This window comes from Streptomyces sp. NPDC008313 (assembly GCF_042956125.1).
GTDB lineage: Bacteria > Actinomycetota > Actinomycetes > Streptomycetales > Streptomycetaceae > Streptomyces.
In genome coordinates, this window is the sequence record NZ_JBIBFR010000043.1 from 1 (window position 1) to 13,629 (window position 13,629).

Below are 13,629 nucleotides of genomic sequence, written 5' to 3' on the forward strand. Positions count from 1 at the left end.
TGAACGGGTCGTCGGTGATCTTCGAGGCGTCCAGTTCGGCGGCGCTCGCGACGCCCGCGGCGGGCAGGTTCGTGGTGAACGCCAGCGCCGCCGCCCCGGTGACGGTGAGGAAACGGCGGCGCCCCAGCCGGCGGGCGGCGCTGCGCAGTTCGAGCGGGTGCGGCGAGGCTGGTCCGAGGCGGCCTGGGGGCATGGGGCGTTTCCCTGACGGTTGACGGTGGTCGCGCGAGGCGGCGGGCGGACGGGGAGGGCTTGGATCCGGCCTCCGTCGGGCGCGTGGTGGTCGGACAGCGGCCGACGGATCGGGCGTCCCTCCCCGGCCGCTGCGGGACGTCTGAATGCTAATCAGATAAAGCTCGCCAATCCGGCAGGACGCGGCCCGGTGATCGTTCGCGCCGTACCTGACAAGCGCCCGTCAAGCCTCGGGCCGGGTCGCTTCGAAGTTGTCCGGGAGTGGGTGCCGGGCGGGGCCGGCAGGTGATTGGCCGGAGAACGCCCTGGCTCCGTCCGGCGGGTGTCCCTACGATGCGGTCACTCCCGGTCTTCACGGCTCCTTCGCGAAAGTGAAGCCGGGGTCCGTGTGCGCGCTTGATTGACGTGTACATGAAATGTTGTCGGATCCTCTCCACGCACCTGGTCCGCGACGGCCGCGCGCCCGTGCGACGGCCGCACCCCCCGAAGAACGGCGGAACGTCCGCGCACCGCCGTGACACCGACGCAACGGATAGGAGAACCATGGCTGGTGGGCTGCTCCTGAGCGGCGCGATCGCCGCTCTGTTCGCCACCGCGCTCCCCGCGCAGAACTCGTCCCCCGTGTTCGACGACCCGCCCCCGGACAAGATCGTCATCAAGGTGGCCACCGTGAACGGCTCCGGCTGCCCACAGGGCACCGCCGCCGTCGCCGTCTCCCCGGACAACACCGCCTTCACCGTGACCTACAGCGACTATCTCGCCCAGGCCGGAGGCGGCTCCGCACCCACCGCGTTCCGCAAGAACTGCCAGCTCAACCTGATCGTCCACGTCCCCCAGGGCTTCACCTACGCCATCGCCAGCGCGGACTACCGGGGCTTCGCCTCGCTCCAGCCGGGGGCCAGCAGCACCGAGAAGGCCTCGTACTACTTCCAGGGCTCGCCGAGCACGGCCGCCCTCACCCATCCCTTCCGCGGCCCCTACGACGACAACTGGCAGGCCACGGACGAGACGGACTGGGCCCAACTGGTCTGGGCGCCCTGCGGTGTCGAACGGAACTTCAACATCAACACGGAACTCCGCGTCAACGCGGGGACGTCCGACCCCGACGCGACCAGCTTCATGACCATGGACTCCACGGACGGTGACATCAGCACCGTCTACCACCTGGCGTGGAAGGAGTGCCCCGGTACCTGACGGCCGCGCGTGACCCCGGCCGGCGCCGCCTCACAGCCCGAGGTAGCAGCGGACGGTGGTGCCGTCGGGATCCGTGTGCAGGCGTACGAGGTCGGTGAGGAGGTTCACCAGGAGGAGCCCCCGCCCTCCGCACTGCGCGCGGGGCGGAGGGCGGCGACCGGCCAGCGGGTCCTTGAGCTGCCCACGGTCGCGCACCTCGACCACCACCCGGCGCTCCTCGGACCAGACCCGCAGCGTGCCCGAACCGCCGCCGTGTACCACGCTGTTGGTGGTCAGCTCGGCCGTGACCAGCGCCAGGTCGTCGAGGGGCCGGCCGGACATCCCGGCCGCCGACGCGTGGGCGACGGCGAAGCGGCGGGCGTCGGGCAGCGAGTCCGCGTCGAACACGTACACCCCGGCGTCCGGCACGACCGGCAGCGGCTCGTTGTACCGGTCGACGACGGCCTCGGGGGAGTAGGCGGCGCTGCGGGACTCCCGGCCCGCGTCGATGACCGTGGGATGGGTGGCGTACGCGTCGTCCAGGACCCGCGCGTCCAGCCCCGTCACGTCGTAGGGGCACAGGATGGTCACCGGCCGGTCCTGGAAGGCGGCGTTGATGAGCGCCTCGTGCTGGACGCAGGCCGGGTACTCGGCCGCGGAACGGCCCGCCCAGATCGGCTCGCCGATGATCCGAACCCGCCCGGCGGGCTGTGCGTCGGCGAAGGCGCGCAGGACGCCCGGGATGATCTGCCCCGGGTTGCGGCCCTCGCGGGTCATGTCCAGAAACCGCACCCCGTCGGCCTCGGGGCCCAACTCCGCCTGGAGCAGCCGGAGATTGTCCGGCGGTACCGCGACCGCCACCGGTTCGCCGGCTGCCAGCCCCTCGCGGACGAAGGACGCCGTGCCCGCGAGATACTCCCGCTCGTCCCGGTAGAACAGGGCGGGGTGGACGAACTGCTCTTCCCTCGCGGTCATGACGCCGACACCTCGATCGTGCTCAGGTCGGGCCAGAACATGTCCAGCACCCGGCTCAGCGTGGCCGGCGGCCGGTGCAGCACGATGCGTTGTCCCTCGCCCAGACGCCGGGCGGCCATCGCGAGCGCGGTGACGCCCGCGACATCCACGAAGGTCACCGCGGACAGCTCCATGTAGTACTCGTCTCCGCCCTCTCGCACCGCGTGCTCCAGCGCGTGCTCCCAGGCCGCCCGCGTCGTGACGTTGATCTCCCCGGCGGCACGCGCGCCGGCGCGGTCCGGGAGCGGGCACACCAGCAGCCCGGCCGGTGCGTCCGGCGGGGAAGCGGCGGCTGCCCCCGGCGGCGTCTGGTCCGCGTTGTCCACACCATCTCCCCGATGCCTTCGGACGTGCCGCCCATTATCCCCCTGCCGGGCGGTGCCGGGGACGGCGCGCCGGGGGAGACACGGATCCGCCCGGCGAGACGAGCCCCGTCTCGTAGGCCAGGACGACCGCCTGGGCCCGGTCACGAAGCGTCAGCTTGGCGAAGATGCGGGTGACATGGGACTTCACCGTGGCCTCGCTGAGGGTCAGCTCGGCCGCCAGCTCGGCGTTGGACGGGCCGCGGCCCAGCAGGGCCAGGACCTCCAGCTCACGGGGTGTGAGAACGGCCAGGTCCCGGTGGAGGGGCGCGGCCTCGGGGGCCGCCCCGGCGGCCTGGCGGGCGAAGCGCTCGACGAGACGCCGTGTGATCGAGGGGGCGAGAAGGGCGTCGCCGGTCGCGACGAGACGGACCGCGGCGGCCAGGTGCTCGGGGGTGACGTCCTTCAGGAGGAAACCACTCGCCCCCAGGGCGAGTGCCGCGTACACATAGCGGTCGAGGTCGAACGTGGTCAGCATGAGCACCCGGCAGCCGGGTTCCCGCTCCAGGATGCGCCGGGCCGCCTCCAGGCCGTCCATGTGCGGCATGCGGATGTCCATCAGGACGACATCGGGCCGCAGCTCGGCGGCCGCCGCCACCGCCTCCGCCCCGTCGGCGGCCTCACCGGCCACCTCGATGCCGCGGGTGGTCAGGATCAGCCGGAAACCGGTACGGATCAGTGTCTGGTCGTCGACGACGAGCACGCGCGGACCACGCTCGGCCGCGGCGGCCGGCACCCCGCCCGGGGACCTTCCGGCCGCGGTCACGGGCGGTCCAGCGGGATGCGCGCCCGGACGCGGTAGCCGCCGCCCAGCCTGCGCCGGGCGTCCAGCTCGCCGCCGTACACCGCGACCCGCTCCCGCAGTCCCAGCAGACCGCGGCCCGTGCCCTCGCCCCGTGCCCGACGGCGGGGGCCGGGCCGGGGAGCGGGCGGGGGCGCGGCTCCGGTCAGGACGCTCGGGCCGGTGTTGAGCACCTCCACTCTGAGAGAGCGGTCCGCGTAGCGCACGGTGACCTCGGCCTGCCCCCCGTCGCCGTGCTTGAGCGCGTTGGTCAGCGCCTCCTGCACGATGCGGTAGGCGGTCACGTCGATCCCGTCCGGCAGCGGGCGCGGCTGTCCGGACACGCGCACCTCGACGGGCAGCCCGGCGAAGGCGATGCGGTCGACCAGCGAACTCAGCGCGCCCAGACCGGGCTGCGGTGCGAGACCCGCATACCAGTCACCGGCACCGTCGGCACCGTCCGCGCGGCCGCCCGCCCGGCCTCCTGCCGCCTCGCCATCCGGGCCTTCCCCGCCCGGCCCGTCCTCCTCGCCGTACGCGGCGTCGTCCCCGCTCTGCGAGGGCGCCAGCAGCCCCAGCAGATGCCGCAGCTCCGTCATCGTGGCCCGGCCCGCGCCCTCGACCGCGCGTATCGCCGCCTCGGCCTCGTCGGGCATCGTGCTCAGCACGTCGCGGGCGGCTCCGGCCTGCACCACCATCAGGCTGACGTTGTGACTGACGATGTCGTGCAACTCCCTCGCGATCCGGTCTCGTTCACCCCGCACGGCCGACCGCGCGGCGCCCTGGCGCTCCCGCTCGAGCAGCCACCCCCGCTCCTCCAGCGCCCTGCGGTGCAGCCGTCGCGCACGCAGCAGCGCCACGCCCAGCCACACGGCGATGCCGCACACCGCGGCCAGCGCGACAGCCATCCACCCCGCCCCCGATCTCCCCACACGCCCACCCTCGCAGAAACCGCAGGCGGCACGCATCAACCCACGGGTTGCCGGTCTTCTCCGCCCCCGGTATGAGACGTGGGTGGAGAGGCCCGCCGTTTGCCACCCGGGGAGGGATGTCACACGTCGGCGCGCGCCCTAACGTCCTCGGCATGAGCGTTGAAGACAGCACGAAGGACGTCGTACGCCTCGTCGACGTACGCAAGGACTACGGCGAGACGGCGGCCCTCGACGGAGTGTCCCTGGGCATCCGGGCCGGTGAGGCCGTCGCCGTGATGGGCCCGTCGGGCTGCGGCAAGTCCACCCTGCTCAACATGATCGCGGGACTGGACCGGCCGACGTCCGGATCGGTCGTCGTGCACGGAGAGGACGTGGGGGGCCTGAGCGAGAAGGGACTGGCCCTGTACCGGCGCCGCCGGATCGGCATGGTCTTCCAGTTCTTCAACCTCATCGACGACCTCTCGGCGCTCGACAACGTGGCCCTGTCCGCGCAGTTGACCGGGACACCGGCGCGGCAGGCCCGCCGACGCGCGCTCGAACTCCTCGACGAACTGGGCATCGCGGGCCGCAGGAACGCCTACCCGGCCAGGCTCAGCGGCGGCGAACGCCAACGCGTCGCGGTGGCCAGGGCGTTGATGAACCGGCCGGCGCTGCTGCTCGCCGACGAGCCGACCGGCGCCCTGGACAGCCGCTCCGGAGAACAGGTGATGGACCTGCTCCTCGACCTCAACCAGATCGGGCAGACCCTCCTGATGGTGACGCACGACGAACGTCTCGCACAGCGCTGCGCCGGCCGGATCGTCGAGATGTCCGACGGCCGGGTGGCGGCCGAGCACACCCTGGAGCGGACGGCGTGAGCGCGGTGTGGCGGGCCGCCCGGGCGGCCGTGCGCCGCCGCAGACTGCAGACCTTCGTCATCGGCCTGGTCGTCCTCGTCTCCAGCGGGACGATCGTCGTCGCGCTCGGTCTGGTCGACGCCGCCTCCGCGCCGTTCGACCGCGCCTTCGGCCGGCAGCAGGGCGCCCACGCCGTCGCCCGGTTCGACCCGGGCAAGGTGTCGGACGCACGTCTCGCACGCGCGGCCAGGCAGCCGGGCGTCGCCGCCGCGGCGGGCCCCTTCCCCGAGGCCGTCACCGAACTGCCGCGCGCCACCACCTCACGGCTCGCCCTCGGCACCGAGCTGCGCATCGTGGGCCGGGCGGCCCCGAAGGGCCCCGTGGACCGGGTCGACGTCTGGGCGGGACGCTGGGCCACCCGGCCCGGCGAGATCGTCCTGGACCGCTCGCCCGGCTGGGGGACCGAGGCCATCGGCACGCGGCTCGACATACCCGGGGGTCCCCGCCTGACCATCGTCGGCTTCGCCTTCACCCTGAGCCGCTCGGCCGACGCCTGGGTGGCACCCGGACAGATCGCCGCCCTCGACCCGACGGCCACCCAGATGCTGTTCCGCTTCGAGGACGCCTCGACGGACGGCGAGGTACGTGCCGGACTGGCCGCCGTCACCGGAGCGCTGCCCGAAGGCTCCCTGACGGCCTCGCAGTCGTACCTCTCGCTCAAACGGCAGATCGGAGGCACCGCCCGGGCCTACGCCCCGTACCTGATGACCTTCGGCGTCCTGGGCGTCGTGGTCGCGATACTCATCGTCGCCAATGTCGTGGGCGGCGCGGTCGTCTCCGGGTTCCGGCACATCGGCGTCCTCAAGGCCCTGGGATTCACACCGAACCAGGTGATCGCCGTCTACCTTCTGATGGTCTCCGTCCCCGCGGTCACCGGCTGTCTGCTCGGCACCCTGGCCGGCAACAGACTGGCGCGGCCACTGCTCGAATTCGCCTTCACGGGACCCGACGCGGGCGTCCTGCACGACAGTGTCGGCATCGCCCCCTGGGTGAACGCGGTGGCCCTGGTCGGCCTGCCGGCCGCCGTCGTCCTCGCCGCACTCGCCCCCGCGCTGCGCGCCCGCGGGCTGTCCGCGGCCCGCGCGATCAGCGCGGGCAGTGCCCCGCGTGCCGGGCGGGCGCTGCGCATCCAGCGCCGCCTGGCGGCGAGCCGGCTGCCGCGCTCCGTCAGTCTGGGCCTCGGACTGCCGTTCGCCCGGCCCGGCCGCAGCGCGCTCACCCTCGCCGCCGTCGTCCTCGGCGTGACCACCGTGACCTTCGCGACCGGCCTGGCCGCGACGATGACCCGGTTCGGCGACGCGGGCCACGACGCCGTGGACGTGGTCGTGTACGCGGGCAGCTTCCGGCACGGCCACGAGATCCCGCCGGAGCACGGCGACCGGGAACTGCAGTCGCTGCTGCGCGGGCTGCCGGGGGCCGCCGAGGTGACCGCACGCGCCGACGCCGACGTCCGGATCGCCGGGTACACCGAGCAGGTGATGCTGGAGGGCCACCGCGGTGACCGGCCCGCGCTGGATTCCGTCCTGATCGGGGGGCGTTGGACACACCGGCCGGGGGAGGTCGTCGCGCCGACGCCGTTCCTGCGGGAGCGCGGGCTGAGGATCGGTGACCGCCTCGTCGTGGAGAAGGGCGACCGGCGCGAACGCGTCACCGTCGTCGGCGAGGCACTGGGCGGCAACGGCGACGTCGTCCTCACCGACTGGCCGACGATGACGGCCCTGGCCCCGCACGAGAAACCCATCGCCTACCACGTCAAGCTCACCGAGGGCGCCGACGTCAGCGCCTACATGGCGGCCGCCCGACGGGCCGACGCGGGCATCAGCCCGACGGCGACGGGCCCGAATTCGATCACCCGGACCATCGTCGGCTCGGCGTCGGTGCTCACCCTGCTGCTGGGCGTCGTCGCGGCCCTCGGCGTCTTCAACACCGTCGTCCTCAACACCCGTGAGCGCCGCCGCGACCTCGGCACGCTCAAGTCCATCGGCATGACGCCCCGCCAGGTGACGGTCATGACGGTCACCTCGATGGCGGGCCTCGGCGCGGTCGGCTCACTGCTCGGGGTCCCGCTCGGCATCGCCGGACACGGGCTGGTCGTGCCCAGGATGGCCGACGCGGTGGACCTGCGCCTGCCGCACGCCATGACGGACGTCTGGCAGGCACCGTGGCTGGCGGGACTGGCCCTGGTGGGGGTGGCCATCGCGGGCCTCGGCGCGTACGTCCCTGCCCGCGCCGCGGCCCGGCTCACCATCGCGGAGGTGCTGCGCGGCGAGTGAGCGAGCGGGGGGGGAGCAAGGTCCGGTGCGGGCGACTCGAAGCGGGCGAGCTGGGCGGGAGCCGGGCCCGGTGCGGGCTACTCGAAGCGCGTGGGGTCGCCCGCGCCCCGGCGCACGATCTCCGGCTCGCCCTGGGAGAAGTCGACGACGGTGGTGGGCTCGGTGCCGCAGTCGCCGGAGTCGACCACCGCGTCGACCACGTGCTCCAGCTCCTCCTTGATCTCCCAGCCCTGCGTCAGCGGCTTCTCCTCGCCGGGCAGCAGCAGGGTGCTCGACAGCAGGGGTTCGCCCAGCTCGGCCAGGAGCGCCTGGGCGACGACATGCTCGGGGATCCTGACGCCGACGGTCTTCTTCTTGGGGTGCAGCAGCCGGCGCGGTGCCTCCTTCGTCGCCGGGAGGATGAAGGTGTAGCTGCCCGGCGTCGACGCCTTGACCGCGCGGAAGACCCTGTTGTCGAGCCGTACGAAGTGACCGAGCTGTGCGAAGTCCTGGCACATCAGGGTGAAGTGGTGCCGGTCGTCGAGGTCGCGGATCGAGCGGATCCGGTCGAGCCCCTCACGGTTGCCGATCGCGCACCCGAGGGCGAAGCAGGAGTCCGTCGGATATGCGACCAGACCTCCGCCGCGGATGATCTCCGCCACCTGCCCGATGACACGTCGCTGAGGGTTGTCCGGGTGCACGTCGAAGTACTTGGCCATGACCCGAGCTTAGGGCCTCTCGTTCGGATCACGCCGGGCTCGCGGGGCCTGATCCGAACGAAGGACCCTGGATCCGCACGGGCCGTGTCGCGGTGCCGCAAGGGCCGGGGACAGGTCGGGCGAGGAGGCCCCGGGGCCCGTCGGCGGCGGATCACGGGCAGCCGCCGGACGCGGCGGGTGCCCAGGGCGCGGGCCCGGTGCCGTCGCTCCAGGCCCGCAGATCGTCCCCGTCGAAGCACAGGATCCCGCACTGTCCGGCGTACTCCGCGGCCGGCTCGGTGAAGCCGCTGGTCGTCACCACGGCCGCGACCTCGGCGTCATGCACGGTGAAGCAGGTGCCGCCGAAACGCTGGAGATCCTGCGAGCCCACCTTGTTGTCCTCGCGGTAGCGCTTGCACTGCAGGATGACGCGCCGCCCGTCCGGGGCGGTGGCGACGACGTCGGCGCCCAGGTCACCGGCCCCGCCGACGACCTCGACGTCCACACAGCCGTCCCGCTCGCACAGGGCGGCCACCGCTGCCTCGAACTCGTCGGCGTCCAGCACGTCGTAGTCGACGCTCGTGTACATCACCGGATACGGCTCGTGCTCACCGCCCGCCGCGGGCGGCGGCCCCACGACCGCGGAACGCGCGCTCTCGCCGGTGTCCAGGGTCTCGACGGCCACCTCCGCCACCTCGGTCGCCTCGTCGAGGGCCGCGGCGGCCCTGCGCGCGAGCCGCGCCGCCGAGAAGCGGCGCCTGCCGCGCCGCAGCAGCACCAGCGCCGGCAGTCCCGTCAGGCACGCCACGGCCACCAGGGCCGGACGGTGCTCCAGGGCGCCGACCGCGGTACGGACGACGAACCCCACCGAGCACAGCACGAGCGCGGCCAGCCCGAAGAACAGCGCCGTGGACCGGAGGTCGAAGGAGCGCCCCCGCCCCGCCCGGGGCTCCCTGTGCACAGGTACGGCCATCGTGTTGCTCCCCCTCATGGAACGACCCCTCATGGACCGACTGGAACCACTGCGGCCACTGGGACCACTGCGGCCACCTCGGCCGCCGGAACGAGTGGAACGGCTCGACCGGGCCGAGCCGGCCGGAACGGGCACGACGGCCCCGACCGCCGCACCGGCCGGCTCGCCTGTTGATCATTCCTGTCGTCTGCCCGTGATCGGGAAGTTCAACATGCGCCTTGGAGGGGGCACTTCACCCGCCCGGCCATCCGTTCCACGGCCGTGAAGCGCTCGACGGACGCCCCGTACCGGCGAACGTCCACGCCACGGTACGGAGCCGGAGCCGCCCCCGCCGGGCGCGGCGGGCGCGGCGGACGCGGCCCCGGATACGCGGGCCGCCCCTGTCGTCACGGACGTCACCCTCACCCACGGCCTGGCGGACCGCCGCCCGGTACGCCCACATCCTGAGCAGCCCCGGCGACGCCCCGCCCGTCGTCGTACCGCGCCCAGGGGCCGCGGCGCGGCCGAGTCCGGGGACATTGACCGTTTTGCGGGACCCGGAGAGCGGGAAGCCGTAACACCTGCCACGGTGGACACATCGGACCACCCGCGGCCGGACCGGGAGGAGACCCGCATGGGGGTACGTCATCAGCTCGTCAAAACGCCCCCCGACACGGTCTGGTCGGTGCTGTCCGACCCGGTCTGTTACAGCCAGTGGGTCGTGGGAACGACCGACACCCGGCCACTGTCGGGCGACTGGCCCGAGATGGACGCGTCCCTGACGTTCAAGGTGCGGCTGGGCCCCTGGACACTCACCAACAAGACGGTCGTACGCCGCTGCGCGCCCCCCGCCGAGCTGGAACTGGAAGCCCACTCCGGCCCCCTCGGCACCGCGCGGATCGCCATCGAGGTGCGCCCCTGGGGCGAGGACTCGCTGGTCATCGTCGACGAGCATCCGCTGCGCGGCGCGGGCGGTGTGCTGCACAACGCCGGGTTCGAGGTACTGGTCCAGCTGCGGCACCGGGCCATGCTCAGCAGGCTCGCGCAACTGTGCGAAGACCGCCACGCGGAGGCGTGCCGCAAGGGGTGACCCGTGAGGGACCCGGCAGCTCGACGACGGCGCAGGGACACCTGCCAGGCGAACAGGAGACAGGCATGCCGGACGCGGTGGTCATCGGTGCCGGGGTCAACGGCCTCGTCGCCGCCAACCTGCTGGCCGACGACGGCTGGAGCGTGGAGGTCCTGGAGGAGCAGAGCGAACCGGGCGGTGCCGTCCGCCACGACCGCGGCGTGCACCCCGACTACGTCAACGACGTCTTCAGCTCCTTCTACCCGCTGGCCGCCGCCTCCCCGGTCCTCGCCGGACTGCACCTGGAACGCCACGGACTGAGCTGGAGCCACGCCCCCCGCGTGCTGGCCCACCCGCTGTCCGACGGACGCTGCGCCGTGCTCTCCCGCGACCTCGACGAGACCGCCGCCTCGCTGGACGCGTTCGGCCCCGCGGACGGCGAGAGCTGGCGGGAGCTGCACCGTGTCTGGGACCGGCTGGGCGACGACATCATCGACGCCCTCTTCACCCCCTTCCCGCCGCTGCGCGCCGTGGCCCGGCTGGCCGTCCGGGTGCGCGGCGCGGGCGGACTGCGGCTCGCCCGCTCCATGGTGCTGCCGGTGCGCCGGCTCGGCGAGGAGGAGTTCGAGGGCGAGGGCGGCAGGCTGCTGCTCGCGGGGAACGCCCTGCACGCGGACCTCGCCCCCGAGGCCGCGGGCAGCGGCGGCTTCGGATGGCTGATGTCGATGCTGGGCCAGACGTACGGCTTCCCGGTCCCGGTGGGCGGCTCGGGGGCACTCACCCAGGCCCTGGTGAGCCGCCTGCGCGAGCGCGGCGCGGTGCTCCGCTGCGGTGAACGGGTCGCCGGGATCGTGGTCCGCGGGGGCAGGGCGGTGGGCGTCCGGACGGCGGCCGGCGAGGGGGTCCGCGCGAGCCGCGCCGTACTCGCCGACGTCAGTGTCCCCGCGCTGTACGGCGGCCTGGTCGACGAGAGCCACCTGCCGGACCGGCTCCTCGACGACCTGCGCCGGTTCCAGTGGGACTTCGCCACCTTCAAGGTGGACTGGGCCCTCACCGGACCCGTGCCCTGGACCGCCCCGGCGGCGTCCTCGGCGGGGACGGTCCACCTCGCGGACGGGGTCGACGAACTGACGCGGTTCGCCGCCCAGGTCGCCATGCGCCAGGTGCCCGACCGGCCCTTCACCCTGTTCGGCCAGATGACCACCTCGGACCCGACGCGCTCCCCCGGTGGCACGGAGTCCGCCTGGGCCTACACCCACGTCCCGCACGAGGTCCGGGGCGACGCGGGTGACGACGGGCTGACCGGAAGCTGGGACGAACGGGAGCAGGAGGCGATGGCCGACCGCGTGGAGGCGCAGGTCGAGCGGTTCGCCCCCGGTTTCCGTGCCCTCGTGCGCGCCCGGCGGATCCTCGCCCCGCCCACCCTCCAGAGCCTCGACGCCAACCTGCACGGCGGCGCCATCAACGGCGGCACGACCGCCATGCACCAGCAGCTGGTCTTCCGGCCGATCCCGGGCACCGGCCGCCCCGAAACCCCCGTCAAGGGGCTGTACCTGGCCTCGGCCGCCGCCCACCCCGGCGGCGGCGTGCACGGGGCCCCGGGGGCGAACGCCGCGCGGGCCGCCCTGCGTGGCCGGTTCCCCGACGGTCTCAGCGGTCTGCAGCGCGCACTCACCCGCCGCGACCGCAAGGGCGACCGGTCCTGAAGGCGCCCGCGCCCCGGCCGGTCCGCGCCCCGCGCGGCACGTGACATGCTGTGCCTCCCACTGCCCGAACCCAGGAGGTCACCATGACTGCCGAAGCGCAACCGACAGAAGGTGCCGAGCCGGCCGAGACCGAGACCGAGGCCGAGAACACCTCCCTGACCCCCGACGAGAACGGGCAGTACGACCTGAAGCGGAAGTTCCGCGAGGCGCTCGAGCGCAAGCGCGGGCTGCAGGCGGACGGGTCCGGTGCGGGCGGCGGCAACGGCGCGTCGAAGATCCGGGGCGCCCACGGCCCGGCCTCCAGCCAGCGGTCGTTCCGCCGCAAGAGCGGCGGCTGACCGCCGGGGTGCCGGCCGCGGCCCCTCAGCCCGGGTTCCCGCGGGCCGATGCCCGGCCGTCTTTTTGAACGTGTTCGAAAATGCGGTAGTGTCCCCCTCACCAGCGTTGAGGGGGACCAGGTCATGCGAGTTTTCCGTGTGGTGCCGCTGCTGCTCGGCGTCTGTCTGACGGCCGTCGGGTGTTCCGCCCTGGCCGCAGACCCGTACGCCGACGACGTCCGGCGCGCGGAGCTGGTCGGGCGGTGGCGGGCGGCGTCCTGCGACGCCGAGCTGAGGCTGGACGCCGACGGCTCCGCTCGGGTCACCCGGCTGCCGACCTCCATGGAGTACGGCGAGGTGCTCCGCAGCCGGAGCGGGAGCGGCACCTGGGACATCGGCAGGTTGGGGGAGGACCCGAAGCTGGACGTCCGGGTGAAGCACGCCGGGGAATCCCTGGATCTGTTGCGGCACGACGGGCGACTGGTGGTGCAGATGTTCGTCGGCGACCCCGACAACGGAGACGACTGCCGCTTCACCCGGCAGCGGTCACGGTGACGGATCCCTCGCCCGGCGCGATCCGAACGTAGGACGTCAGTCCGCGACCCTAGTCCTCGACGAGATGGGCGAAGACGACGACGTTCTCCGTGTAGTCCTTGGCCGTGCGGTCGTAGGCGCCGCCGCATGTGATCAGCCGGACCTCGGCGTCGGGTGTGTCGGCGTACACGCGCTCGTTGGGGAAGCTGTTCTTGGAGAAGTTCTCCACGTCGTCCACCAGGAACGAGGCGGTACGCCCGTCCTGGCGCCGCACGTCGAAGGTGCTCCCCTTCTTCAGCTCGGCGAGCCGTACGAAGACCGCCGCGGAGGTCTTCGTGTCGACGTGACCCGCGATGATCGACGTCCCGGGCTCCCCGGGCGAGGGGCCGGCCGCGAACCAGCCCACCAGGTTGGTGTCGCTCGCGGGCGGCGGCTTGAGCCGGCCGTCCGAGCCGATCACCAGGTCCGTGAACGGCGCGTCCACGCCGATCTGCGGGATCACCAGCCGGGTGGGCGCCGACCGGGGAAGGGACGGCCCGTCGCCGCCGCTCCCGTCGTGCGAGCGGTGCGGTGCCGGAGCGACCAGCTGGGGACCGAGGGACGCCGGCTTGTCGCTCGTGTCCGTGCCGCCCCCGACCAGGTTCAGGGCCAGCACGACGAGCGCGAGTGGCCACAGCAGGCCCGGGAAGAGACGACGGGGCCGCGTGGTCTGCGACGACCCGGACTCGGAAGGCACTTCGCCCGCCATCCG

14 protein-coding genes and 1 pseudogene are annotated in these 13,629 nt (G+C 73.4%); 7 read left to right on the forward strand and 8 right to left on the reverse strand.

What is annotated here, in order from left to right:
- Positions 1–193 (reverse strand): annotated as a pseudogene (locus ACFY93_RS33555) (alkaline phosphatase); the annotation flags it as partial.
- A 542-nt stretch (positions 194–735) separates the two neighbouring features.
- On the opposite strand from ACFY93_RS33555, the gene ACFY93_RS33560 reads away from it, so the two are divergent.
- On the forward strand, positions 736–1,386 hold the full coding sequence (locus ACFY93_RS33560) for a DUF4360 domain-containing protein (protein ID WP_391365705.1): 651 nt from the start codon (positions 736–738) through the stop codon (positions 1,384–1,386).
- A gap of 30 nt (positions 1,387–1,416) precedes the next feature.
- Here the strand turns inward: ACFY93_RS33560 and ACFY93_RS33565 are convergent, their stop codons facing one another.
- From ACFY93_RS33565 to ACFY93_RS33580, 4 genes are read right to left on the reverse strand one after another with little or no spacing between them, the layout of a single operon-like run.
- Positions 1,417–2,340, reverse strand: coding sequence for an anti-sigma factor RsbA family regulatory protein (locus tag ACFY93_RS33565; protein WP_391365706.1), 924 nt, complete (start codon positions 2,338–2,340; stop codon positions 1,417–1,419).
- On the reverse strand, positions 2,337–2,705 hold the full coding sequence (locus ACFY93_RS33570; RefSeq protein ID WP_391365707.1) for an STAS domain-containing protein: 369 nt from the start codon (positions 2,703–2,705) through the stop codon (positions 2,337–2,339). The genes ACFY93_RS33565 and ACFY93_RS33570 overlap by 4 nt, the downstream gene beginning before the upstream one ends.
- Before the next feature lie 34 nt (positions 2,706–2,739).
- Positions 2,740–3,477 (reverse strand): response regulator, encoded by a 738-nt coding sequence (locus ACFY93_RS33575; protein ID WP_391365708.1) that lies wholly within the window; start codon positions 3,475–3,477, stop codon positions 2,740–2,742.
- A gap of 26 nt (positions 3,478–3,503) precedes the next feature.
- The gene (locus tag ACFY93_RS33580) at positions 3,504–4,430 is read right to left on the reverse strand and encodes a histidine kinase (RefSeq protein ID WP_391365710.1); all 927 of its coding nucleotides are present in this window, start codon (positions 4,428–4,430) and stop codon (positions 3,504–3,506) included.
- Positions 4,431–4,606: 176 nt separating this feature from the next.
- Here ACFY93_RS33580 and ACFY93_RS33585 point away from each other — a divergent pair, with 176 nt between their 5' ends.
- Entirely contained in the window at positions 4,607–5,311 is a 705-nt protein-coding gene (locus tag ACFY93_RS33585) for an ATP-binding cassette domain-containing protein (RefSeq protein WP_391365711.1), read from the forward strand.
- The gene (locus ACFY93_RS33590) at positions 5,308–7,623 is read left to right on the forward strand and encodes an FtsX-like permease family protein (RefSeq protein ID WP_391365712.1); all 2,316 of its coding nucleotides are present in this window, start codon (positions 5,308–5,310) and stop codon (positions 7,621–7,623) included. Before ACFY93_RS33585 ends, ACFY93_RS33590 begins: the two co-directional genes overlap by 4 nt.
- A gap of 77 nt (positions 7,624–7,700) precedes the next feature.
- On the opposite strand, the gene ACFY93_RS33595 is transcribed toward ACFY93_RS33590, so the two are convergent.
- Both ACFY93_RS33595 and ACFY93_RS33600 read right to left on the reverse strand, forming a co-directional pair.
- On the reverse strand, positions 7,701–8,321 hold the full coding sequence (locus ACFY93_RS33595; protein WP_391365713.1) for an L-threonylcarbamoyladenylate synthase: 621 nt from the start codon (positions 8,319–8,321) through the stop codon (positions 7,701–7,703).
- Between the two features lie 151 nt (positions 8,322–8,472).
- A complete protein-coding gene (locus ACFY93_RS33600; protein ID WP_391365714.1) occupies positions 8,473–9,273 on the reverse strand; it encodes a restriction endonuclease in 801 nt (266 codons plus the stop codon).
- A gap of 613 nt (positions 9,274–9,886) precedes the next feature.
- Between ACFY93_RS33600 and ACFY93_RS33605 the strand changes: the two genes are divergently transcribed.
- The 4 genes from ACFY93_RS33605 to ACFY93_RS33620 all read left to right on the forward strand — a co-directional run bounded on the left by ACFY93_RS33605 (position 9,887) and on the right by ACFY93_RS33620 (position 12,899).
- Positions 9,887–10,342, forward strand: coding sequence for an SRPBCC family protein (locus ACFY93_RS33605; RefSeq protein WP_391365716.1), 456 nt, complete (start codon positions 9,887–9,889; stop codon positions 10,340–10,342).
- Between the two features lie 65 nt (positions 10,343–10,407).
- Positions 10,408–12,027 (forward strand): FAD-dependent oxidoreductase, encoded by a 1,620-nt coding sequence (locus ACFY93_RS33610; RefSeq protein ID WP_391365717.1) that lies wholly within the window; start codon positions 10,408–10,410, stop codon positions 12,025–12,027.
- A gap of 83 nt (positions 12,028–12,110) precedes the next feature.
- Positions 12,111–12,365 (forward strand): DUF5302 family protein, encoded by a 255-nt coding sequence (locus ACFY93_RS33615; protein WP_391365719.1) that lies wholly within the window; start codon positions 12,111–12,113, stop codon positions 12,363–12,365.
- A 123-nt stretch (positions 12,366–12,488) separates the two neighbouring features.
- Positions 12,489–12,899 carry a hypothetical protein gene (locus tag ACFY93_RS33620; RefSeq protein ID WP_391365721.1) on the forward strand — a complete coding sequence of 137 codons (411 nt, stop codon included), beginning with the start codon at positions 12,489–12,491 and terminating at the stop codon, positions 12,897–12,899.
- A gap of 49 nt (positions 12,900–12,948) precedes the next feature.
- On the opposite strand, the gene ACFY93_RS33625 is transcribed toward ACFY93_RS33620, so the two are convergent.
- Positions 12,949–13,626 carry a class F sortase gene (locus ACFY93_RS33625; RefSeq protein WP_391365722.1) on the reverse strand — a complete coding sequence of 226 codons (678 nt, stop codon included), beginning with the start codon at positions 13,624–13,626 and terminating at the stop codon, positions 12,949–12,951.
- Between the last annotated feature and the right edge of the window lie 3 nt (positions 13,627–13,629).

Excerpts from the sequence above, each read along its gene's own strand:
- ACFY93_RS33560 (WP_391365705.1), top strand. The coding sequence starts at position 736 with ATGGCTGGTGGGCTGCTCCTGAGCGGCGCGATCGCCGCTCTGTTCGCC.
- ACFY93_RS33565 (WP_391365706.1), bottom strand. The coding sequence starts at position 2,340 with ATGACCGCGAGGGAAGAGCAGTTCGTCCACCCCGCCCTGTTCTACCGG.
- ACFY93_RS33580 (WP_391365710.1), bottom strand. The coding sequence starts at position 4,430 with ATGGCTGTCGCGCTGGCCGCGGTGTGCGGCATCGCCGTGTGGCTGGGC.
- ACFY93_RS33585 (WP_391365711.1), top strand. The coding sequence starts at position 4,607 with ATGAGCGTTGAAGACAGCACGAAGGACGTCGTACGCCTCGTCGACGTA.
- ACFY93_RS33595 (WP_391365713.1), bottom strand. The coding sequence starts at position 8,321 with ATGGCCAAGTACTTCGACGTGCACCCGGACAACCCTCAGCGACGTGTC.
- ACFY93_RS33600 (WP_391365714.1), bottom strand. The coding sequence starts at position 9,273 with ATGGCCGTACCTGTGCACAGGGAGCCCCGGGCGGGGCGGGGGCGCTCC.
- ACFY93_RS33605 (WP_391365716.1), top strand. The coding sequence starts at position 9,887 with ATGGGGGTACGTCATCAGCTCGTCAAAACGCCCCCCGACACGGTCTGG.
- ACFY93_RS33610 (WP_391365717.1), top strand. The coding sequence starts at position 10,408 with ATGCCGGACGCGGTGGTCATCGGTGCCGGGGTCAACGGCCTCGTCGCC.
- ACFY93_RS33615 (WP_391365719.1), top strand. The coding sequence starts at position 12,111 with ATGACTGCCGAAGCGCAACCGACAGAAGGTGCCGAGCCGGCCGAGACC.
- ACFY93_RS33620 (WP_391365721.1), top strand. The coding sequence starts at position 12,489 with ATGCGAGTTTTCCGTGTGGTGCCGCTGCTGCTCGGCGTCTGTCTGACG.
- ACFY93_RS33625 (WP_391365722.1), bottom strand. The coding sequence starts at position 13,626 with ATGGCGGGCGAAGTGCCTTCCGAGTCCGGGTCGTCGCAGACCACGCGG.